This window comes from Candidatus Omnitrophota bacterium (assembly GCA_041649175.1).
In the GTDB taxonomy this organism is placed as follows: Bacteria; Omnitrophota; Gorgyraeia; order Zapsychrales; family JBAZNR01; genus JBAZNR01.
In genome coordinates this window covers 1-16,475 of record JBAZNR010000003.1, presented here as the reverse complement: position 1 = coordinate 16,475, position 16,475 = coordinate 1, and the positions used below count along the sequence as shown (strand labels likewise).

General features: G+C 43.1%; 16 protein-coding genes. All 16 read right to left on the bottom strand.

The window, feature by feature from the left end:
- Positions 1–74: 74 nt before the first annotated feature.
- On the bottom strand, positions 75–545 hold the full coding sequence (locus WC676_07030) for a hypothetical protein (GenBank protein MFA5060362.1): 471 nt from the start codon (positions 543–545) through the stop codon (positions 75–77).
- 53 nt (positions 546–598) lie between these two features.
- Positions 599–1,810: a type II secretion system F family protein gene (locus WC676_07025; GenBank protein ID MFA5060361.1), complete on the bottom strand. Its 1,212-nt coding sequence runs from the start codon at positions 1,808–1,810 to the stop codon at positions 599–601.
- Positions 1,811–1,815: 5 nt separating this feature from the next.
- On the bottom strand, positions 1,816–2,277 hold the full coding sequence (locus tag WC676_07020) for a hypothetical protein (GenBank protein ID MFA5060360.1): 462 nt from the start codon (positions 2,275–2,277) through the stop codon (positions 1,816–1,818).
- Positions 2,278–2,421: 144 nt separating this feature from the next.
- Positions 2,422–4,128 carry an ATPase, T2SS/T4P/T4SS family gene (locus WC676_07015; GenBank protein MFA5060359.1) on the bottom strand — a complete coding sequence of 569 codons (1,707 nt, stop codon included), beginning with the start codon at positions 4,126–4,128 and terminating at the stop codon, positions 2,422–2,424.
- Complete coding sequence (locus WC676_07010) at positions 4,129–5,862, bottom strand: ATPase, T2SS/T4P/T4SS family (protein MFA5060358.1); 1,734 nt, start codon at positions 5,860–5,862, stop codon at positions 4,129–4,131.
- Positions 5,863–5,865: 3 nt separating this feature from the next.
- Positions 5,866–6,312, bottom strand: coding sequence for a hypothetical protein (locus tag WC676_07005; GenBank protein MFA5060357.1), 447 nt, complete (start codon positions 6,310–6,312; stop codon positions 5,866–5,868).
- The gene (locus WC676_07000; GenBank protein MFA5060356.1) at positions 6,309–7,742 is read right to left on the bottom strand and encodes a diguanylate cyclase; all 1,434 of its coding nucleotides are present in this window, start codon (positions 7,740–7,742) and stop codon (positions 6,309–6,311) included. The genes WC676_07005 and WC676_07000 overlap by 4 nt, the downstream gene beginning before the upstream one ends.
- Before the next feature lie 137 nt (positions 7,743–7,879).
- The gene (rodA, locus tag WC676_06995) at positions 7,880–8,986 is read right to left on the bottom strand and encodes a rod shape-determining protein RodA (GenBank protein ID MFA5060355.1); all 1,107 of its coding nucleotides are present in this window, start codon (positions 8,984–8,986) and stop codon (positions 7,880–7,882) included.
- 17 nt (positions 8,987–9,003) lie between these two features.
- On the bottom strand, positions 9,004–10,683 hold the full coding sequence (gene mrdA / locus WC676_06990; protein MFA5060354.1) for a penicillin-binding protein 2: 1,680 nt from the start codon (positions 10,681–10,683) through the stop codon (positions 9,004–9,006).
- Positions 10,659–11,168, bottom strand: coding sequence for a rod shape-determining protein MreD (mreD, locus tag WC676_06985; GenBank protein MFA5060353.1), 510 nt, complete (start codon positions 11,166–11,168; stop codon positions 10,659–10,661). Before mreD ends, mrdA begins: the two co-directional genes overlap by 25 nt.
- A 5-nt stretch (positions 11,169–11,173) precedes the next feature.
- Entirely contained in the window at positions 11,174–11,953 is a 780-nt protein-coding gene (gene mreC, locus WC676_06980) for a rod shape-determining protein MreC (GenBank protein MFA5060352.1), read from the bottom strand.
- Between the two features lie 13 nt (positions 11,954–11,966).
- Positions 11,967–13,040: a rod shape-determining protein gene (locus WC676_06975; GenBank protein ID MFA5060351.1), complete on the bottom strand. Its 1,074-nt coding sequence runs from the start codon at positions 13,038–13,040 to the stop codon at positions 11,967–11,969.
- A 49-nt stretch (positions 13,041–13,089) separates the two neighbouring features.
- Positions 13,090–14,376 carry a 3-phosphoshikimate 1-carboxyvinyltransferase gene (gene aroA / locus WC676_06970; protein ID MFA5060350.1) on the bottom strand — a complete coding sequence of 429 codons (1,287 nt, stop codon included), beginning with the start codon at positions 14,374–14,376 and terminating at the stop codon, positions 13,090–13,092.
- A complete protein-coding gene (locus tag WC676_06965; GenBank protein MFA5060349.1) occupies positions 14,373–15,125 on the bottom strand; it encodes a hypothetical protein in 753 nt (250 codons plus the stop codon). The genes aroA and WC676_06965 overlap by 4 nt, the downstream gene beginning before the upstream one ends.
- A gap of 97 nt (positions 15,126–15,222) precedes the next feature.
- Positions 15,223–16,113, bottom strand: coding sequence for an RluA family pseudouridine synthase (locus tag WC676_06960; GenBank protein ID MFA5060348.1), 891 nt, complete (start codon positions 16,111–16,113; stop codon positions 15,223–15,225).
- Positions 16,076–16,475, bottom strand: a 400-nt coding sequence (locus tag WC676_06955) for a prolipoprotein diacylglyceryl transferase family protein (protein ID MFA5060347.1), incomplete at its 5' end; no start/stop codon positions are given. The genes WC676_06960 and WC676_06955, both read right to left, overlap by 38 nt.

Here is a 16,475-nt window from a genome sequence, read left to right as displayed (position 1 = left end):
ACTTTTTATTCTATATATAAAGTAGAAAAAGGGAAATTATTTTTTACTTTTTTTGCCTGATACTGCTCGAAAAACTACCTCTTGGCAATCGCTGTTTCTAACTCGCAGCCAGATTTGGGATTCAAATCGGCTAAGCTAATCCATTCAACCGTGCCATCATCAACGATGCGGCAGTCACCGACAACCCTATTGCCCCTACCTTTCCAGCAAACGGCAACTTTGACGGTTTTCAATTCACTCGCAAACCCAGTGACCCCTCTCACAATAATTCGATAAGCCCCCACCATGCCGTCACCATCCGCGGTCAGCTTAACCCCAGACTGATCATTACCAGATGGCACAGAAACAATATTGTCAAAATCCGATCTGCGGCTTAAAACCTCCTCAATTTTAGCTCTAGCAATATTCATGCCAATGGAAAGTTGCGCCGTGTGTTCATCCAAAACCATGGAGTTGATCAAAGACATTAAAACCCCTGTCACAACCAAAACCGCCACAACAATGGTGATCAAAAGCTCTATAATGGTAAACGATTTTTTATTCACGCTATTTCCTCCTTGAAAAATTTCGCTCCCAAATTCATCTCTTTGTTAATCCTCTAGGCCTGGATCATCGTTGATATCTTAATGATCGGTAAAAACAGGGCCACAACGATAAATCCGACAATGCCGCCCAAGAAACCAATGATCAAAGGCTCGATCATGCTAGTCAGCCCTGAAACAGCCGCATCCACTTGATCGTCATAAAAATCAGCGACTTTAACAAGCATCTTTTCCATTTCACCGGTTTTTTCTCCAACCGAAATCATCCTGGTGACCATGGGAGGAAAAACATTGCTTTTAACAAGAGGAGCGGCAATGCTTTCTCCTTCGCGGACATTATTTCGAACATTGTTAACGGCAATTTCCAAGACTTTATTGCCGCATGTTTTTCCGACAATATCCAGCGACGCCAAAATTGGAACACCGCTTTGCGTCAAGGTTGCCAAGGTGCGGCTAAAACGGCTCACGGAAACTTTAGTTAACAAATCACCGAAAACAGGCACTTTAAGCTTAATTCGATCGATCTGATACCGTCCATTTTCTGTTTTCCCATAAAAAACAAATCCGGTATAGAGAAGAATGGCACCGCCCAAATAGTAAATAAAATAGTGTTGTAAAGCATCGCTTACCCCAATAAGAAACTTGGTCGGCCCGGGTAATTCGCCGCCCAAAGAAGCAAAAATCCCTGTAAAGGTAGGAACGACCTTCATCAACAAGACGAGAGTAATCACAATGGCCATTGATATAACAACCATCGGATACACCATGGCTGCTTGAACTTTTCTTTTTAACTTAAGAGATTTTTCCATATAGCCGGCCACGCGGTCTAAAATGGCGCTTAACATGCCGCCCGTTTCGCCCGCCTTGACCATGCTGATGAATAAGGTATCAAAAACTTTTGGATATTTTGAAAACGCGATAGAAAGGCTGTTTCCCACTTCGATTTCGTCACGGATAGAAGCAATAACGCTCTTAAAATAAGGATTGGTCATTTGCTCTTGCAAGGCGTCCATGCCCTGCAAAAGCGGAATACCGGCATCAACCATGGTAGCTAATTGCCGGGCAAAAATAACAAGATCATCAGCCTTGACCGATTTTCCACCAAATGAAAGATCTTTAAATCCCGTTTCCCTGACCTCGCTAACGGAAATAATGATAAGCTTTCGCTTACGCAGCTCTTCAATAACATCGTTTTGATTATCTGCAACAATTTTACCCGAGATCGTCTGAGCGCTCTGGTCTTTTGCGACATACTTAAACGTTGCCATTTATCCTATGCCCCCTTTTTATACCAACGGCTGATAGCTTCATCAATTTCTGTTTTTGTCGCGATAAATGTCGCGATCTTGCACTTTGTGGTATTTTCCAATTCTTCGATCATTGGTAAATTAAGCGGGTTGGCCATTACAACACTTAAGACATCGCCAACACGATCAAGCGGGATAACGTGAAATTTACGCGCTGTTTCTTCCGCGATAAGTTGAGTAACTTTAGGGTCAATTTCATATTTATTTACGGCAATATAGGGAAAACCGCATTGAACGATCAATGCCACGACAATGTCCCGCTCGGTCACATAACCAAGATTGACTAAGATCTCTCCCAAAACACCGCCATCTTTTTTTTGAACTTCCAGGGCCTCTTTAAGCTGATCTGCCGCTAGCAAATTTCGCTTGATCAAGATTTGCCCCAAAAGCTGCTTTTTAGAAATAAGATCTCTGCGTGAAAAAGCCATACTGTTCCTTTTAAGCCTTCCTCTTATTTTTTATTTCCAAGAAATCCAAAACTCTTCGGATGAGTTTATCATATTTTGCAATAAACCGCTTCTTATTTTTTTGCAAAATCATTTCACAATAGCTACTTTTAAAAGCATTTACGCTTATTCTTCCGAAGTGACTCTCAAAACTTCTTCTAAGGTCGTCATCCCTGACGTAAACTTTCGAAACGCATCGTCAAAAAGCGTTAACATCCCTTTTTCTTTTACCGCGTAATCTTTGATTTCCCCCGAAGAACACCCTTTAACCAGCATCTCTCGTACAGGATCATCAACCGCAAACATTTCTAAAACACCCATACGGCCTCGATAACCGGTTTTTTTGCAATTATCACATCCTTTACCGTGGTAAAAAACTGCGTCCTTGGGGATTTTGTGTTTAAAACTTTTCAGGGCCGAATCCGGGATATTGACGGGCTCTTTACATTTTGAACAAATCTTCCGGCATAAACGCTGAGCACAAACCATTACCAAGCTGGATGCAACCAAAAACGGTTCAACGCCCATATCCACAAGACGCGTCAAGGCACCCGGCGCATCATTGGTATGCAGTGTTGAGAAAACAAGTTGGCCCGTTAAGGAAGCTTTAATGGCAATATCCGCTGTTTCGGAATCGCGAATTTCACCGACCATGATGATATCAGGGCTTTGGCGCAGCAAAGATCTCAATCCGGAAGAAAACGTCAGTCCGATATCAGCGCGAACATGCACTTGAGTCAATCCTTCGACCAAATATTCTACAGGGTCTTCAACCGTAACAATATTCCTGTCAACCGTATTTAATTTATTAACGATGGAATATAGCGTTGTTGATTTTCCGCTTCCCGTCGGCCCCGTAATAAGGATCATGCCGAAAGGTTTCGCAATGGCCTCCTTGAAATGTTCGACGGAATCAGGAAAAAAACCAAGCCCTTCCAGGCCGATCGATAAACTCGATTTATCCAAAATTCTCATAACGATTTTTTGGCCGAATGTTGTCGGAAGAAGTGAAACGCGAAAATCAACTTCCTTATTAGCGACCCGCATTTTAAACCGGCCGTCTTGCGGAATACGCGTTTCAGTAATATCCAGCCGAGACATAATTTTGATTCTTACGATCACCGCGTTTTGATTGGCTTTGGGAATATTGAGGATGTCGTTTAAAATACCATCAACGCGATAACGAACGCGCATATTATCAGGCGTCGGTTCAATATGGATGTCAGAGGCGCGCTGTCTTAAGGCCTCCTTAATAACAAGGTCGACCATCTTGACAATGGGCGCCTGTTCACTTTCCTCAAGAGAAACTTCCGCCGATTCCGACTGTTGTTCGCCGATAACTTCAAGCCCGTCTGCCGTGATATCCTTGGTAACATCTGCGACATTGACATCTTTTTTTGTTCCATAAAAATTATCAATAGCCTGGAGAATCTCTGTTTCCGTGCTGATCGTCACATCAATATCTCTTCCCGTGATACTTTTCAGATCGTCAATGGCAAAAATATTGAAAGGATCAGAAACCGCGATCGTAATAGTGTGCCCTAACTCGGAGATAGGAATAACGTGGTACTGACGGGAAATCCGCTCAGGAATGACCTGTTGTAAGCCGGGATCAATTTTATATTTTGCCAGATTGATCGGAGGGATATTAAGTTCCTTGACGAGTAAAATAAGAAATTCTTGCTCGGTGACTAACCCCTTTTCGATCAGAGCTTTTTCAAGACTTATCCCTTTTGATTTCTGCAGCGTAACAGCCGAATCAACGTCCTCTTTCTTTAGGCTCTTAAGCTCGATCAAAGAATCCAGAATTTTTTCTTTTAATGTTTTTGCCATTTATCCCTTGATCCCGATATCGTCCGGAGCTGTAATGCGCAAGATTTCCTCGAGCGTTGTGACGCCTGCTAGCATTTTTTGAAAACCATCTTCTCTCATGGTCACCATACCTTCCGAACGCCCTGCCTCCTTGATGCGAAATTCTCCGCCGCGTGCCATGATCAAATCTCTGACCTTGGGTGTTAAAACAAGGATCTCGCTAATGCCGACTCTTCCGCTATAACCGCTGTTGAAACATTGTTTACATCCCTTGGCTCGAAACAAAGAAATTTCTTTATCGTGTACAATTTTACCCAAACCTAATTTTTTTGCGGCTTCCGCCGAAAGCGTATAAGATTCTTTGCAAACCGTACAAACTTTGCGAAGTAAACGCTGTGACACGATCGCTAAAACAGAGGAGCAAAGTAAAAATGGCTCCAACCCCATATTCATCATGCGTACCACCGAACCGGCTGCCGTCGTCGTATGCAAAGAACTTAAGACCAAATGGCCCGTAAGCGCCGCCTTAACAGCAATATCCAAGGTTTCAAAATCACGAATTTCTCCGATCAGAATAATGTCGGGATCTTGACGTAAAATAGACCGCAAGCTCGCGGAAAACGTTAATCCCACTTCCGTTCTCACATTAACCTGACTAATACCTTTCATCTGATACTCGACGGGGTCTTCGACGGTGATAATATTTTTTTCCGGAGAATCAATATATTTTAAAATAGAATAAAGCGTTGTCGTTTTTCCGCAACCCGTCGGACCGCAAGCCAAGATCATCCCATGAGGACGCATGGAAACTTTTTTTAGATCTTCCATCGTGCTATCATTAAAACCTAGCTTTAAAATATCCAACATAGCCGAGGTTTTGTCCAAAATTCTAAGAACCACATTCTCTCCGTATGCCGCCGGCAGAATACTCACGCGCAGATCAACTTCTTTTCCGGAAATTAAAAGCTTGATGCGGCCGTCTTGGGGCAAGCGATGTTCAGAGATGTCCAGATTAGCGATAACTTTAATGCGTGACACAATGGAGACGTGAAGGCTTCTGGCCATGCGGTCCATTTCCCGGATCATTCCATCGACGCGATAGCGAATGCGCAAAGTTTTTTCCATGGGTTCTATAAAAATATCACTCGCCTTGGCATTGACTGCTTGTTTAATGATCGCATCCGTTAATTTAATGATCGGCGCATCTTGTGTTAAATGCTCAATATCATCCCTGGCCATATCAAGATTGGTTTCCTTGATCAGCTCAAGATTTTCCGTATCAACCATATCTTTAATGATCTTGCTGAATTGCGTTGTCGTGTCGCCGGTATAATACGTCTCGATGGCTTGCATGATATCTTTGGTGCGCCCGATGATGGGATTAATGGCAAGGCCGGTTAAAGCTTTCACATTGTCAATGGCAAAAATATTAAGCGGGTCTGCCATGGCAAGCGTGAGGCTGTCACCGATCCTTGAAACAGGAATGATCTTGTAATTAACAGCGACTTCCTGGGGGATCATTTTAACAACTTCGGGATCAATTTTCAGGCGAGTAACATCAATGGGCGGCATGCCTAAACCACGGCTTAATAAAAGCGTGAGGTTATCTTCGGAAATCAGTCCAAGCTTAACGAGGATCTTACTTAATTCCCCGCCGTTTTCTTTCTGGTCGGCCAAAGCCTTATCCAGATCTTCTTGCTTGATAATGTTATCCTGGATAAGGATCTCTTTTAATCTATCTTTGAGGGAAAACATTTTCTATTTTTTTATATAATATCGGTTAACAGAATTTTTAATATCAGTGGCCGTACTGACAAATGTCTGAACGCTACAGCCCGTAATAAGCTCAACGTCCTCGATCGCTTGCACATTCAAAGGATTGGCCATGGCCAAAGTCAGGCTTTTCCCGATCTTGTCAATCGGGATAAGACAAAACTGCCGGCAAACATTTTCCGGGATAGAGCCAATGACTTCCGCATCAATTTCATAATTGGCCAAAGGAAGGTACGGAAAACCATACTGACAGGTCAAGGCTTGAGCGATATCTTCTTCAGAGGCAAACTTCAATTCAACTAATACCTCGCCGATCAGTCCGCCTTTTTGCTGCTGATAAGTAATGGCCATCGCGAGCTGTTCGCGGTTAATAATGCCGCGCTCAACTAATAGCTCGCCCAAATGTTTATTGGTAACTTTTTTATATGTCATGTTTTATGCGCGATTCGATTATTACCGTTCTCTTTTTTCATTGCTTGAAGAATATTTCTTGCCTTAAGGATCAACTCCTCCGCGACAACGCCATCGACAGGATTTTCTGTGACAGCGCCAATACACGTTAGCCGTTTTCGAAAATCGCCTTGTTCAGAAAAAAGAAATTCTACTCTTCGTCGGATCGCATCCGCTATTTCAATCGCTTGGCGTTTATTTTTTTCCGGCAAAATCAAAGCGAATTCATAGTCTCCAAAACGCGCCGCCTTATCCACCTCGCTTATATTTTCTCTCAAGATAGCAGCCATTTGGATAAGAATACCCTCTCCCGCGATATGCCCAAACGCGCTGCGATATTCTTCAAATCGATCGATCGATAACAAAACAAAAGCACACGGCCTCTGAAAACGGATCGCGCGTTTTATTTCCTCATCTAAACGGTCTTTGACAAACACCTGGTTATAGAGCCCCGTGAGGTTGTCAATAACCTCTAATTTCTCAACCCGCGTCGCTAGAAGATCATTCTCGATCGCAATAGAGATCTGCTTGGCTAAAAGATCCAGCAATTCCAGATCGGTCGGCATACAGAAAAAATCATCCGCTTCATTACCGACGATAAGAAGGCCAAATACATTTCCCCGAGAAGAAATAGGGACAATAACGCCATTTTTTATAAGAAATCTTTTACGGAATTCCTCAAGATCCGCATTACTGCGAGTATCCCGGTCAACAACAACAGATTCGTGTTTTAAGATTATTTTTCCCAAAAATCCTTCATTGGGCTTAATCTTAAACTCTTTTAACCCTTGATCGATCACCTCCTTGCTTTTCGTGCCGCGTAAAGAATAAGCAGAAAATTCCCCGGTTTTTCTATCCTTCAAGATCAAACACCCCAATGTCATTTCTCCCGATGCTAAACACCGGTCAACGCCAAGTTCGATGATCTCCTCTAATTTCGCATTTTGTGAAATAAGATTACTGATCTGAAGCAAACTTGAAAGCGCTAAGATCCGTTTATTGATCTCCGAGTTGATCGTCTCTGTCTTTTGGCTAAAAACTTGCAATTCTTCCATGTTTTCTTTAATGCGCACGGTCATACGGTTCAAGGAGTCTCCCAGCTGCCCTAATTCATCATCTCGAATAAGCTTGATCGTATGGTCAAAATCACCTTCTGCGATTCTTTTTGCTTCGGTGCTGATCTTGATTACCGGTTCAATGATCTGCATCACCGTAACAAATCCTAAAATGACGATAATAAAAACGATGGCCAAGACAAGATGGACGTTGGCCTTCGCGGCAAAAAACGAGAAGTGCGGAAAGAGATAATTCAGTAAAACTAAAATAGCGACAAAGATCAACCCAAAGGCAATGGCCAGCTTGCGCCGCAAGCCCTGAGAATGAAAAGATATCTTTCTAAGAAAATCCTTCACAGGTCACCTCTCGCTTCCCGCTTCTAGTATTAATATTTATAATTCTAACTTGGGTAGCAATTATTTGTCAACCGCTTCCCTAAGTAATTGTAGCTAATGTTTCTGGCGAATGGAGAAATAAAAGATTATTTTAAAAGCTAAAACATCATCCGTTTTTTGTTTAAGCTTAATAAAAATCCGATCATAACAACAAATACCATAAACGATGAACGCCCATAGCTCACCAGAGGCAAAGTAATGCCCACCACCGGACATAACCCTAAAACCATTCCGATGTTAATAACAACTTGAAAAGCGATAATACTGACAATGCCAACACCTGCCAAAAACCCAAAACGGTCTTTCGTATTTTGAATGATCCGAAAAGAGCAATTAACCAGAACAAAGAAAAGAAATGCCACCAACAGGCTTCCCGCGAGCCCCCATTCTTCCCCGACAACTGAGAAAATAAAATCCGTGTGGCGCTCGGGCAGAAAGTTGAGCTGGTTTTGTGTCCCGGACAACCAGCCTTTTCCCAACAGCCCTCCTGAACCAACAGCGATCTTAGATTGAATAATGGTATATCCGGCGCCCAAAGGATCGATGTTGGGATTTAGGAAAACCAGAAGCCTATCTTTTTGATAAGGTTTTAAAATATGCCAGAAAAACGGCATGACGGCTAAGATAAGGGCAACAAATGATAGAAAATAACGATAGCGTATTCCGCTTAAAAAAAGCATCACCAGGAATATAAAGAAAAGCGATATCGCCGTGCCAAGATCCGGTTGCTTAAAAATTAACAAAACTAAAACAAGCGTTAAAAATAACGGAGAGAATAGATCTTGGAATAATGTTTCCCATAGACCACGCGACGAAGAAGAAAAGGAATTTTTTCGCTGACTGAAATACCGGGCCAAAATAAGAATGAGAGAAAATTTAGCTAATTCGGACGGTTGAAAATTAATGCCACCAAATTCGATCCACCGTTTCGCCCCCAAAATATTTCTTCCTAGAACTAGAACCAATACCAAAAGAACAGCCGTTACCCAATATAAAAGATTAGCCCCGTCAAAAAATCTCTTATAATCAAACCGGCTTAAGAAAAACATCAGCGCTAATCCTATGAGCGCCATAAAAAGCTGATCATAAAAGATCTTATGCGTTACGCGGACGCTAAATTGTGAAGCACTATAAAGCGTCACGAGTCCCGCGGCCATAATTCCAATGGTAGCGATCCAAATTGTTCTTTCAAGCTGACGTTGCATTTAACATAGTTCCTTGATTACAAAATATTTTGTTCTTTCATGCGCAGTAATAATTCTTTCGTTGCCTCGCACGCGTAATAACTTGTTCCGCCATGCTCAAGAAAAACACAAAAAGCGATGTTGGCTTTCTCTGACCGGCAAAATCCTACAAACCAGGCATGTGAAGCGCGCCCGCCGGATGACTGCGCTGTTCCTGTCTTTCCGGAAACTTCCAAGTCTTTAATGTTCAAAACCCGGGCGGTTCCCGTTTCACTTTTAACAACATCTCGAAGGGCTGCCTTTGTAATTTCAAATGTCTTGTCTTTCAAATGAACCGGGCGCGCCGTTAAAGATTTAAGCTCCACATCCATCGAATTAATAGATCTAATAAAATGCGGCTGGGGTTCTTTACCGCTATTCGCCACGCGCGATATCATACACGTAAGTTGAATGGGAGTGACCAAAAGTTCCCCTTGCCCGATAGCTAAATTTAACGCGTCTCCTTTTCCTTTGCGCGAGGGAATTAATCCCGAGGCTTCCGAGAAAACATCAACGCCGGTCGCCGTTCCTAACCCGAACATCCGGGCGTACTGCGCCATTATTTCTGACCCTAAAATATTTCCGACATTATAAAAATAGACGTTGCACGAATGCGCCAAGCCCTGCATGAGATCCTGAAGCCCGTGAACGTGCAAACAATGGAATCTCCTTCTTCCCAATTGATAAAATCCCGGACAGCTGAAAGAAGTATGCGCGTTGATCTTTCCGGTTTCCAAGCCGGCAATCGTATCAATGATCTTAAAAACCGACCCTGCGGGATATTGGCCATTCGTGGCGCGATTTAAAAGAGGCACGTTCGAATTCTTAAAATAATCTGACAGATTTTCTCCCCGGACAAAATTATTCGGATCAAATGAAGGCGAGCTTACCATAGCAATGATCTCGCTCGTATCCAAATCCATGACCACGACAGCTCCTCTTCGGCCGGTTAAAGAATCAATGGCCGCCTGCTGGACTCTTTGGTCAACGGTTAAAGCAATATCTTGTCCGCTCATAGGCTCTTTTAACCCCAAAAGCCTAACTTGCCGGCCAAGATTATTGACCTCGATTTGCAAACCTCCCCCTTCGCCTTTTAAATATCGGTCATAATATTGTTCTATGCCGGTTTTCCCGACAATGCTTTGCATCGTATAACCGTATTCTTTAAGCTCGGTCATCTGAGAGCTATCAATTTTCCCAACATAACCTAAAAGATGCGCGTTAGTTTGAGCGAACGGATAAAAGCGTTTTGAATTAGCCTGGACAACAACAGCCGGGAAACGGAACTTATTTTCCTCAAGAACAATCGCCTGGTCTTTATTAATATCTTCGGCAATAACGACCGGAGCGAACGGGGCAAGTTTTTTCTGCACAAATCTCTTTAAAAGTTTTTCTTTGGGAATCGCTAACGTGTTGCTTAAATGGGCGAATAATTCTTCACGGTCGCGAATTTCCTGCGGAATGATCATCACATCAAATGAGGCGCGATTGTCCGCGATAACAACTCCGTTGCGGTCAAGAATACGGCCTCGACGCCCTTCAATAGGAACAACGCGGATACGATTGTTCATGCTCAGGGCATGATAATAATCTCCTTGAACGATCTGGGTTTGGACCAGCCCGAAAACGATCGCAATAAAACCAAATCGGACAATTATACGGAAAATTTTAAAGCGCATTTTTTTAGTTTCTCAAAAATAAAGGAAAAAATAAGCAAGGTTATGATGACCTCCGGTAACACAATATAGATCAATGCTTCACGCGCATCGACCGTATAATAAGACGACTGAAGGAGAAAAACCATCACCGCATTAACAATGATCATGACGGATGTCATCAGTGTTGTTGAAAATTTAAATTCCATTCCAAAAAGATATTTCTTTAGCGCAACCATCAAATAAGCGCACGCGACAAATGAAAAAAGATATAAGCCAAAAAGACTTCCGCTAAAACTGTCTTTTAAAACCCCCGCGCAAACTGCCGCCACCAAAGCATAACGGATCCCTTGGTGCATATTAAAGAAAATAACCAACAGGATCAGCAGATTTGGTTTAACCCAAGATCTGAAAAAATAAAATAAAATAGATTCGGCAACAAAGAAAACAATGGATATTGCCGCAATAATAAAAATCTTTCTAACTGCCAGATTGTTTCGTTTTTTCATCAGAATTATTTCTTAATAAGAACTTCTTCGATCTGAGAGGGAGAAGCGATAGGCTTTACAAAACATTCCAGCGTGGGGCTACTTTGACTTTCTTGGACACTGATCACCTCACCGATCGGCAAACCCTCCGGAAAAATAGAACTTAACTTAGATGTGATGACCCGGTCGCCTACTTTAATGTCTGCTTGAGGCGAAAGATAGCGCATGCGGCAAACACCTTGCAAAGTCCCCGTGATCAAACCGGCCTCCCGGCTTCGTTCGATCACAGCCGCAACGCTAAAACCCGGATCGTTTAGAAGCATCACTTTGCTTGCTTTTTTCCCGACTTCAACAATTCTGCCAATGATCCCGGAAGCACCGACAACAGCCATCCCTTGGCGAACGCCTTCTCTCGATCCTTTATCAACGATAACCGCCGACGTCCAACCCGACGGGTCACGAGCGATCACATCCGCGGCGATCAAATTGATGGTCGTATTTTTCTTGAAATCTAAAAGTTCTTTAAGGCGGGCATTCTCACGGAATATTTCTTCCTGACGAGATAATTTGCTTTTTAGAGCATCAACTTGATTTTTAAGACGAGTATACTCATTATATGTCGCATGATAAAAGACGATCTTTTTAAGCTCCAAAAGAGGCAGCAGAATAATGCGCACCGGCAAAGAATTGCTCTGAACGATGCCAAGCTTAAAAGACGAAAATGCCGTTTGTTGAGATAGTAAAAAGAGGGCCGGAAGGATTAAAACGAGCAGATAAACTAAATACTTTTTATTTCGTTTGAACACACGTTAGGGAAATTTAGAAATCCAATTTTGTAGGGACAACCAACTGCCTGCGCAAACGAGCCGGCATATTAAGCGTGTGGCCCGTTCCTAAAACAACCGCTGTTAAAGGATCATCGGCAATATGAACAGGCAAACCTGTTTCTTCGGCAAGCAATTTATCAATGCCGCGTAAAAGCGATCCTCCGCCCGCCATCACAATGCCTCGATCGATCAAATCTGATGCCAACTCCGGCGGCGTACGTTCAAGCGTCGCCTTTGTTCCATCGACAATCGCCTGCACAGGTTCCTTGAGCGCTTCACGAACTTCTACAGAAGTAATGGTAACGGTTTTCGGCAACCCAGCGATCAAATCCCGGCCGCGCACATCCATGCTTAATTCTTCATCCAGCGGATAAGCTGAACCAATACGGATTTTAATTTCTTCAGCCGTACGTTCACCTATCATCAAGTTGTAAGTTTTTCTTAAGTATTCAATAACAGCCATGTCCATTTCATCGCCCGCGATACGAATAGATTTTGCATAAACAATCCCGCCCAAAGAAATAACGGCAAATTCCGTCGTACCGCCGCCAATGTCGACGATCATATTTCCCGCCGGTTCTTCCACCGGAAGGCCGACACCAACGGCTGCTGCTTTAGGTTCTTCGATCAAGTCAACCGACCGGGCACCTGCACGCTCAGCAGAATCTCTCACCGCACGTTTTTCGACCTCCGTAATGCCAGAGGGGATAGCAATAACCATCGCTGGACGGACTAAAACCCGTCGACGGTGGACTTTTTTAATAAAATAACGCAGCATCGCTTCGGTGATTTCAAAATCAGAAATAACACCATCTTTCATGGGACGAATAGCAACAATATTGCCGGGAGTACGCCCTAGCATCCGTTTGGCTTCTTCCCCGACGGCAACAACGCGATTGGTCTCTTTTTGAATGGCCACAACAGAAGGTTCGCAAAGAACAACACCTTCCCCTTTCACGTAAACCAAGGTTGTCGCCGTTCCTAAATCGATCCCAATATCATTGGAAAAAAGGCCTAGGACATAATTGATAGCTTTTTTGCAGAGTTTTATGATTTTTTGTAACATTATGATTTCCTTGTATTAACAGCAATCATATCGGAAAATAAAATCCCTGTCAACGATTTTTAACTTTAGAAATTCGCGCTCCTAATTTTGCTAAGTCTTTAACAAAATCAGGATAAGACTTCGCCGTACACTCAATGTCTTTTATGTTCGCGCCTAATTTTAATCCCAAAACACTAAAAGCCATGGCCAGACGATGATCATGATGAGGGTTCACGGAAATATTGCTTTTATAACAAGGTCTTGGAACGACAATAAGTTCGTTTCTTTTTTCTTTGACATTTGCGCCGATTTTAAGGAGCTCCTTGCGCAAATCGCTGATCCGGTCTGATTCTTTAACGCGGGCGTGGCCAATATCGTAAAGACGTGTTTTTCCCTTGGCGAATAAAGCTGCTACTGCCATGATCGGAACAAGGTCCGGACAGTCTTTTAGCGAAAAACTTCCTCCCGTTAGATGGAACGGGCCGGAGATCGTGGTCCCTTGGTTTGTCTTAACAAAACGAGCTCCCATTTTTCGTAGAAGATCCAGGATCTTTCCATCGGCTTGAAGCAGATCATCTTTCAAAAATCCTTTAAGGGTTATTCGAGACCTTAACAAAGCACCGGCCACAAGAAAAAATGCGGCTAGTCCGTAATCAGAGGGAACAATAAAATTCTTCAATCCTTTAAACTTCTGCCGTCCCGGAATATGGAAATATTTTTTCTTATCCTGAATTTGTATTCCCGCCTTTTTTAAAACCTGGCGGGTCATCGTAATATAATCTTGCGAAACTAATTTTCCCTTAACAAAAAGCTTCGTATCTTCTCGCAATTCAGGGCAAGCGATCAAAAGAGCGGAAATAAATTGTGAGCTGACCGTTCCTGCGATCGAAATCTTTCCGCCGCGGATCTTCCCCTTTTTTATATCGATCGGAATAGACTGCACCGAACCGCTTCCGTCAATACACGCTCCCATTGCTTTCAATGTTTTCACTAAAGACAAGTTTGGGCGCCCTTTAAGAGTTCCCGTGCCGATAACTCTTATGGAATTTCCTTGAACCGCCAATAGCGGCAGCAAAAAGCGCAAAACAGTTCCGGACTCTCCGACATCAATTTGGCGCGTTGTTATTTTTTTGTCGCGCGCAAGCACCGTCCAGATTTTTTTTGATAGAGTTATTTTCGCGCCAAGCTGACGTGCGACATCAACGGCAACTTTTGCGTCATCGCAATTTGAAGGAGAAATAATTTTTGAGGTTCCGCCGCAGGCGGCAATGATAAACGCACGAATAGAATAGGATTTTGAGGCGGGAAGATAAAAACTGCCCTTAAGAACAGGCGTGGGCCGGACAATCAAATTCATTTCTTCACAATAACTCTGTCGTTTTTCTGCACTTGCTGGCTGGTCAAAGGCGCGATAAAATCAGCCACCGACATATCAGCCTGGACGCGAGCCGCTTTTACATCGCCTAGATATTGATCATTGCGATAGACCGACAACACCACATCCTGGATAATCCCCTGCTGTTGGCCGAGGTTAAAGATCAGAAAATTATTTTCCGCATCAACGCTGACAACCCGCCCCTCGGAAGACTGATTGGGTATAACGACGATCTTTTCGAGCTCAACTCCGGATGGAATATCTTCCCCCGAAGACAATTCTTTTATTTTGATTTCCAGATCCATGCGCTGTTTTTCTTCCGCTTTTAATTTTTCTTGAAGCGAAACAGCTTTTTGCTGAACATCCGCCAAAGTTTTTTGCAGCTCCCCTTTTGCCTTGGTTTCGGCATCCATGGCTTCTTTGAGAGCCCCGTTTTCTATTTTCATTTGATCGCGTAAGCCTTGCTGTAGTTCCAGCTCATCCATCAAGCCTTCGATCTTGGCTTCGGCTTCTTTATTTTTTTCCTCTAAAACAAAAATTTGCTTTTTGGTTTGAGCGATCTCTTCGGTAAGTTTTGCCTCAACAGTTTTTGACTGGTCAATTTTTTCCTGCAAGGCATCGGCTCTTTTTTTCTCAACGGAGTAGTAAAATGTTTCGATGGCGGCAAATGATAAAAGCAAAACGGATAAAACGATAAGAATAATGGTAAGTGTCTTTCCTGAATTATTCATTCCCTCACGCCCCTTTTTGGAAGTTATAAAGCTTTGATATTATTATATGGAAAGCAGGGTTTAAGTAAAGCGTATTTTTTAATTCTTTGGCGTTTGCTTACGGCATCTCTTTAAAGTCGGCGGGAAATTGTGTGGTAAATTCCAGATAGGCTAAGCTAACGGGATGCAAAAAACCTAAAGACTGGGCATGCAGCGCTAAACGATGAAAAGAGCTTTTCTTGCCGTATTTCTCGTCACCTAAAATAGGATGCCCTAAATGCGCCATATGAACACGCAGTTGATGCGTCCGGCCTGTTTCCGGAAAAAGCGCAACCAAAGAATTTCTCTGGGAACGCCTTAAAACACGGTACACCGTTTTGGCTTCTCTGGCATCGTAAGCTAAGACAGATTGTTTTTCTCTTTGGCGCGGATGGCGTCCCAGCGAAGCATCAATAAGCCCTTCATCAAATTCTACAAGCCCTTCCACCAAAGCTAAATATTGTTTTTTAACCGTATGTTTTTCAAATTGCTCGGCAAGCCTGGTGTGCGCGATATTATTTTTGGCAACCACGATCAAGCCCGATGTTGCCTCATCTAACCGATGCACGATTCCCGGACGAAACGACGAATTAACATCTGAAAGGGTTTTGCAATGATAAAGAATTGCGTTAACTAGCGTTCCGGAATTCCTCCCTGCCGCCGGATGGACCAACATTCCGGGATCTTTATTGACGACCAGAATACCTTCATCTTCATAAAAAATATCAAGCGCAATATTTTCCGGCTCAACATTATCTCGAAAAGATAGCTCGGCATCAACATTGATCCGATCGCCGCAAAGAACCTTTTCGTGGGCCTTAACAACGCGCCCGTTAACCGTTACTTTTTGTTCATCAATTAATTTTTGGGCAAAATTTCGGGAAGGAATGTCGGCAAGATTTTTAGCTAAAAAAACATCCAGCCGAAGATCATTATTTTTTTCGTCGACTTCTAATAAGTAGGATGACATAGGTTGCGGCCGCAAAAATGGTGATGCTGACAATTTGAAAAATACTTAAACCCAACCAAACTTGTACATGGTCAGCGCGCAAAAATTCCATGCAAAACCGTTCTAGGGAAGCTAGGATCAAATAAAGAACGAACGTTTCCCCGGAATTTCTTTCTAGGCGCTGATATTTTTTCAGAATGAAGAAAATGATCAAAAGATCGAATGACGTGTACAGCTGAACCGGATGAAGATGAGCGCCGTGAACCGGAAAAAATAATCCCCAGCTCACAGCCTTGCCGTAGCAACATCCGTTTAAAAAACACCCCAATCGGCCGATCGCCTGGCCTAACGCCAGATACGGCGCAACTAAATCGGCTATTTTA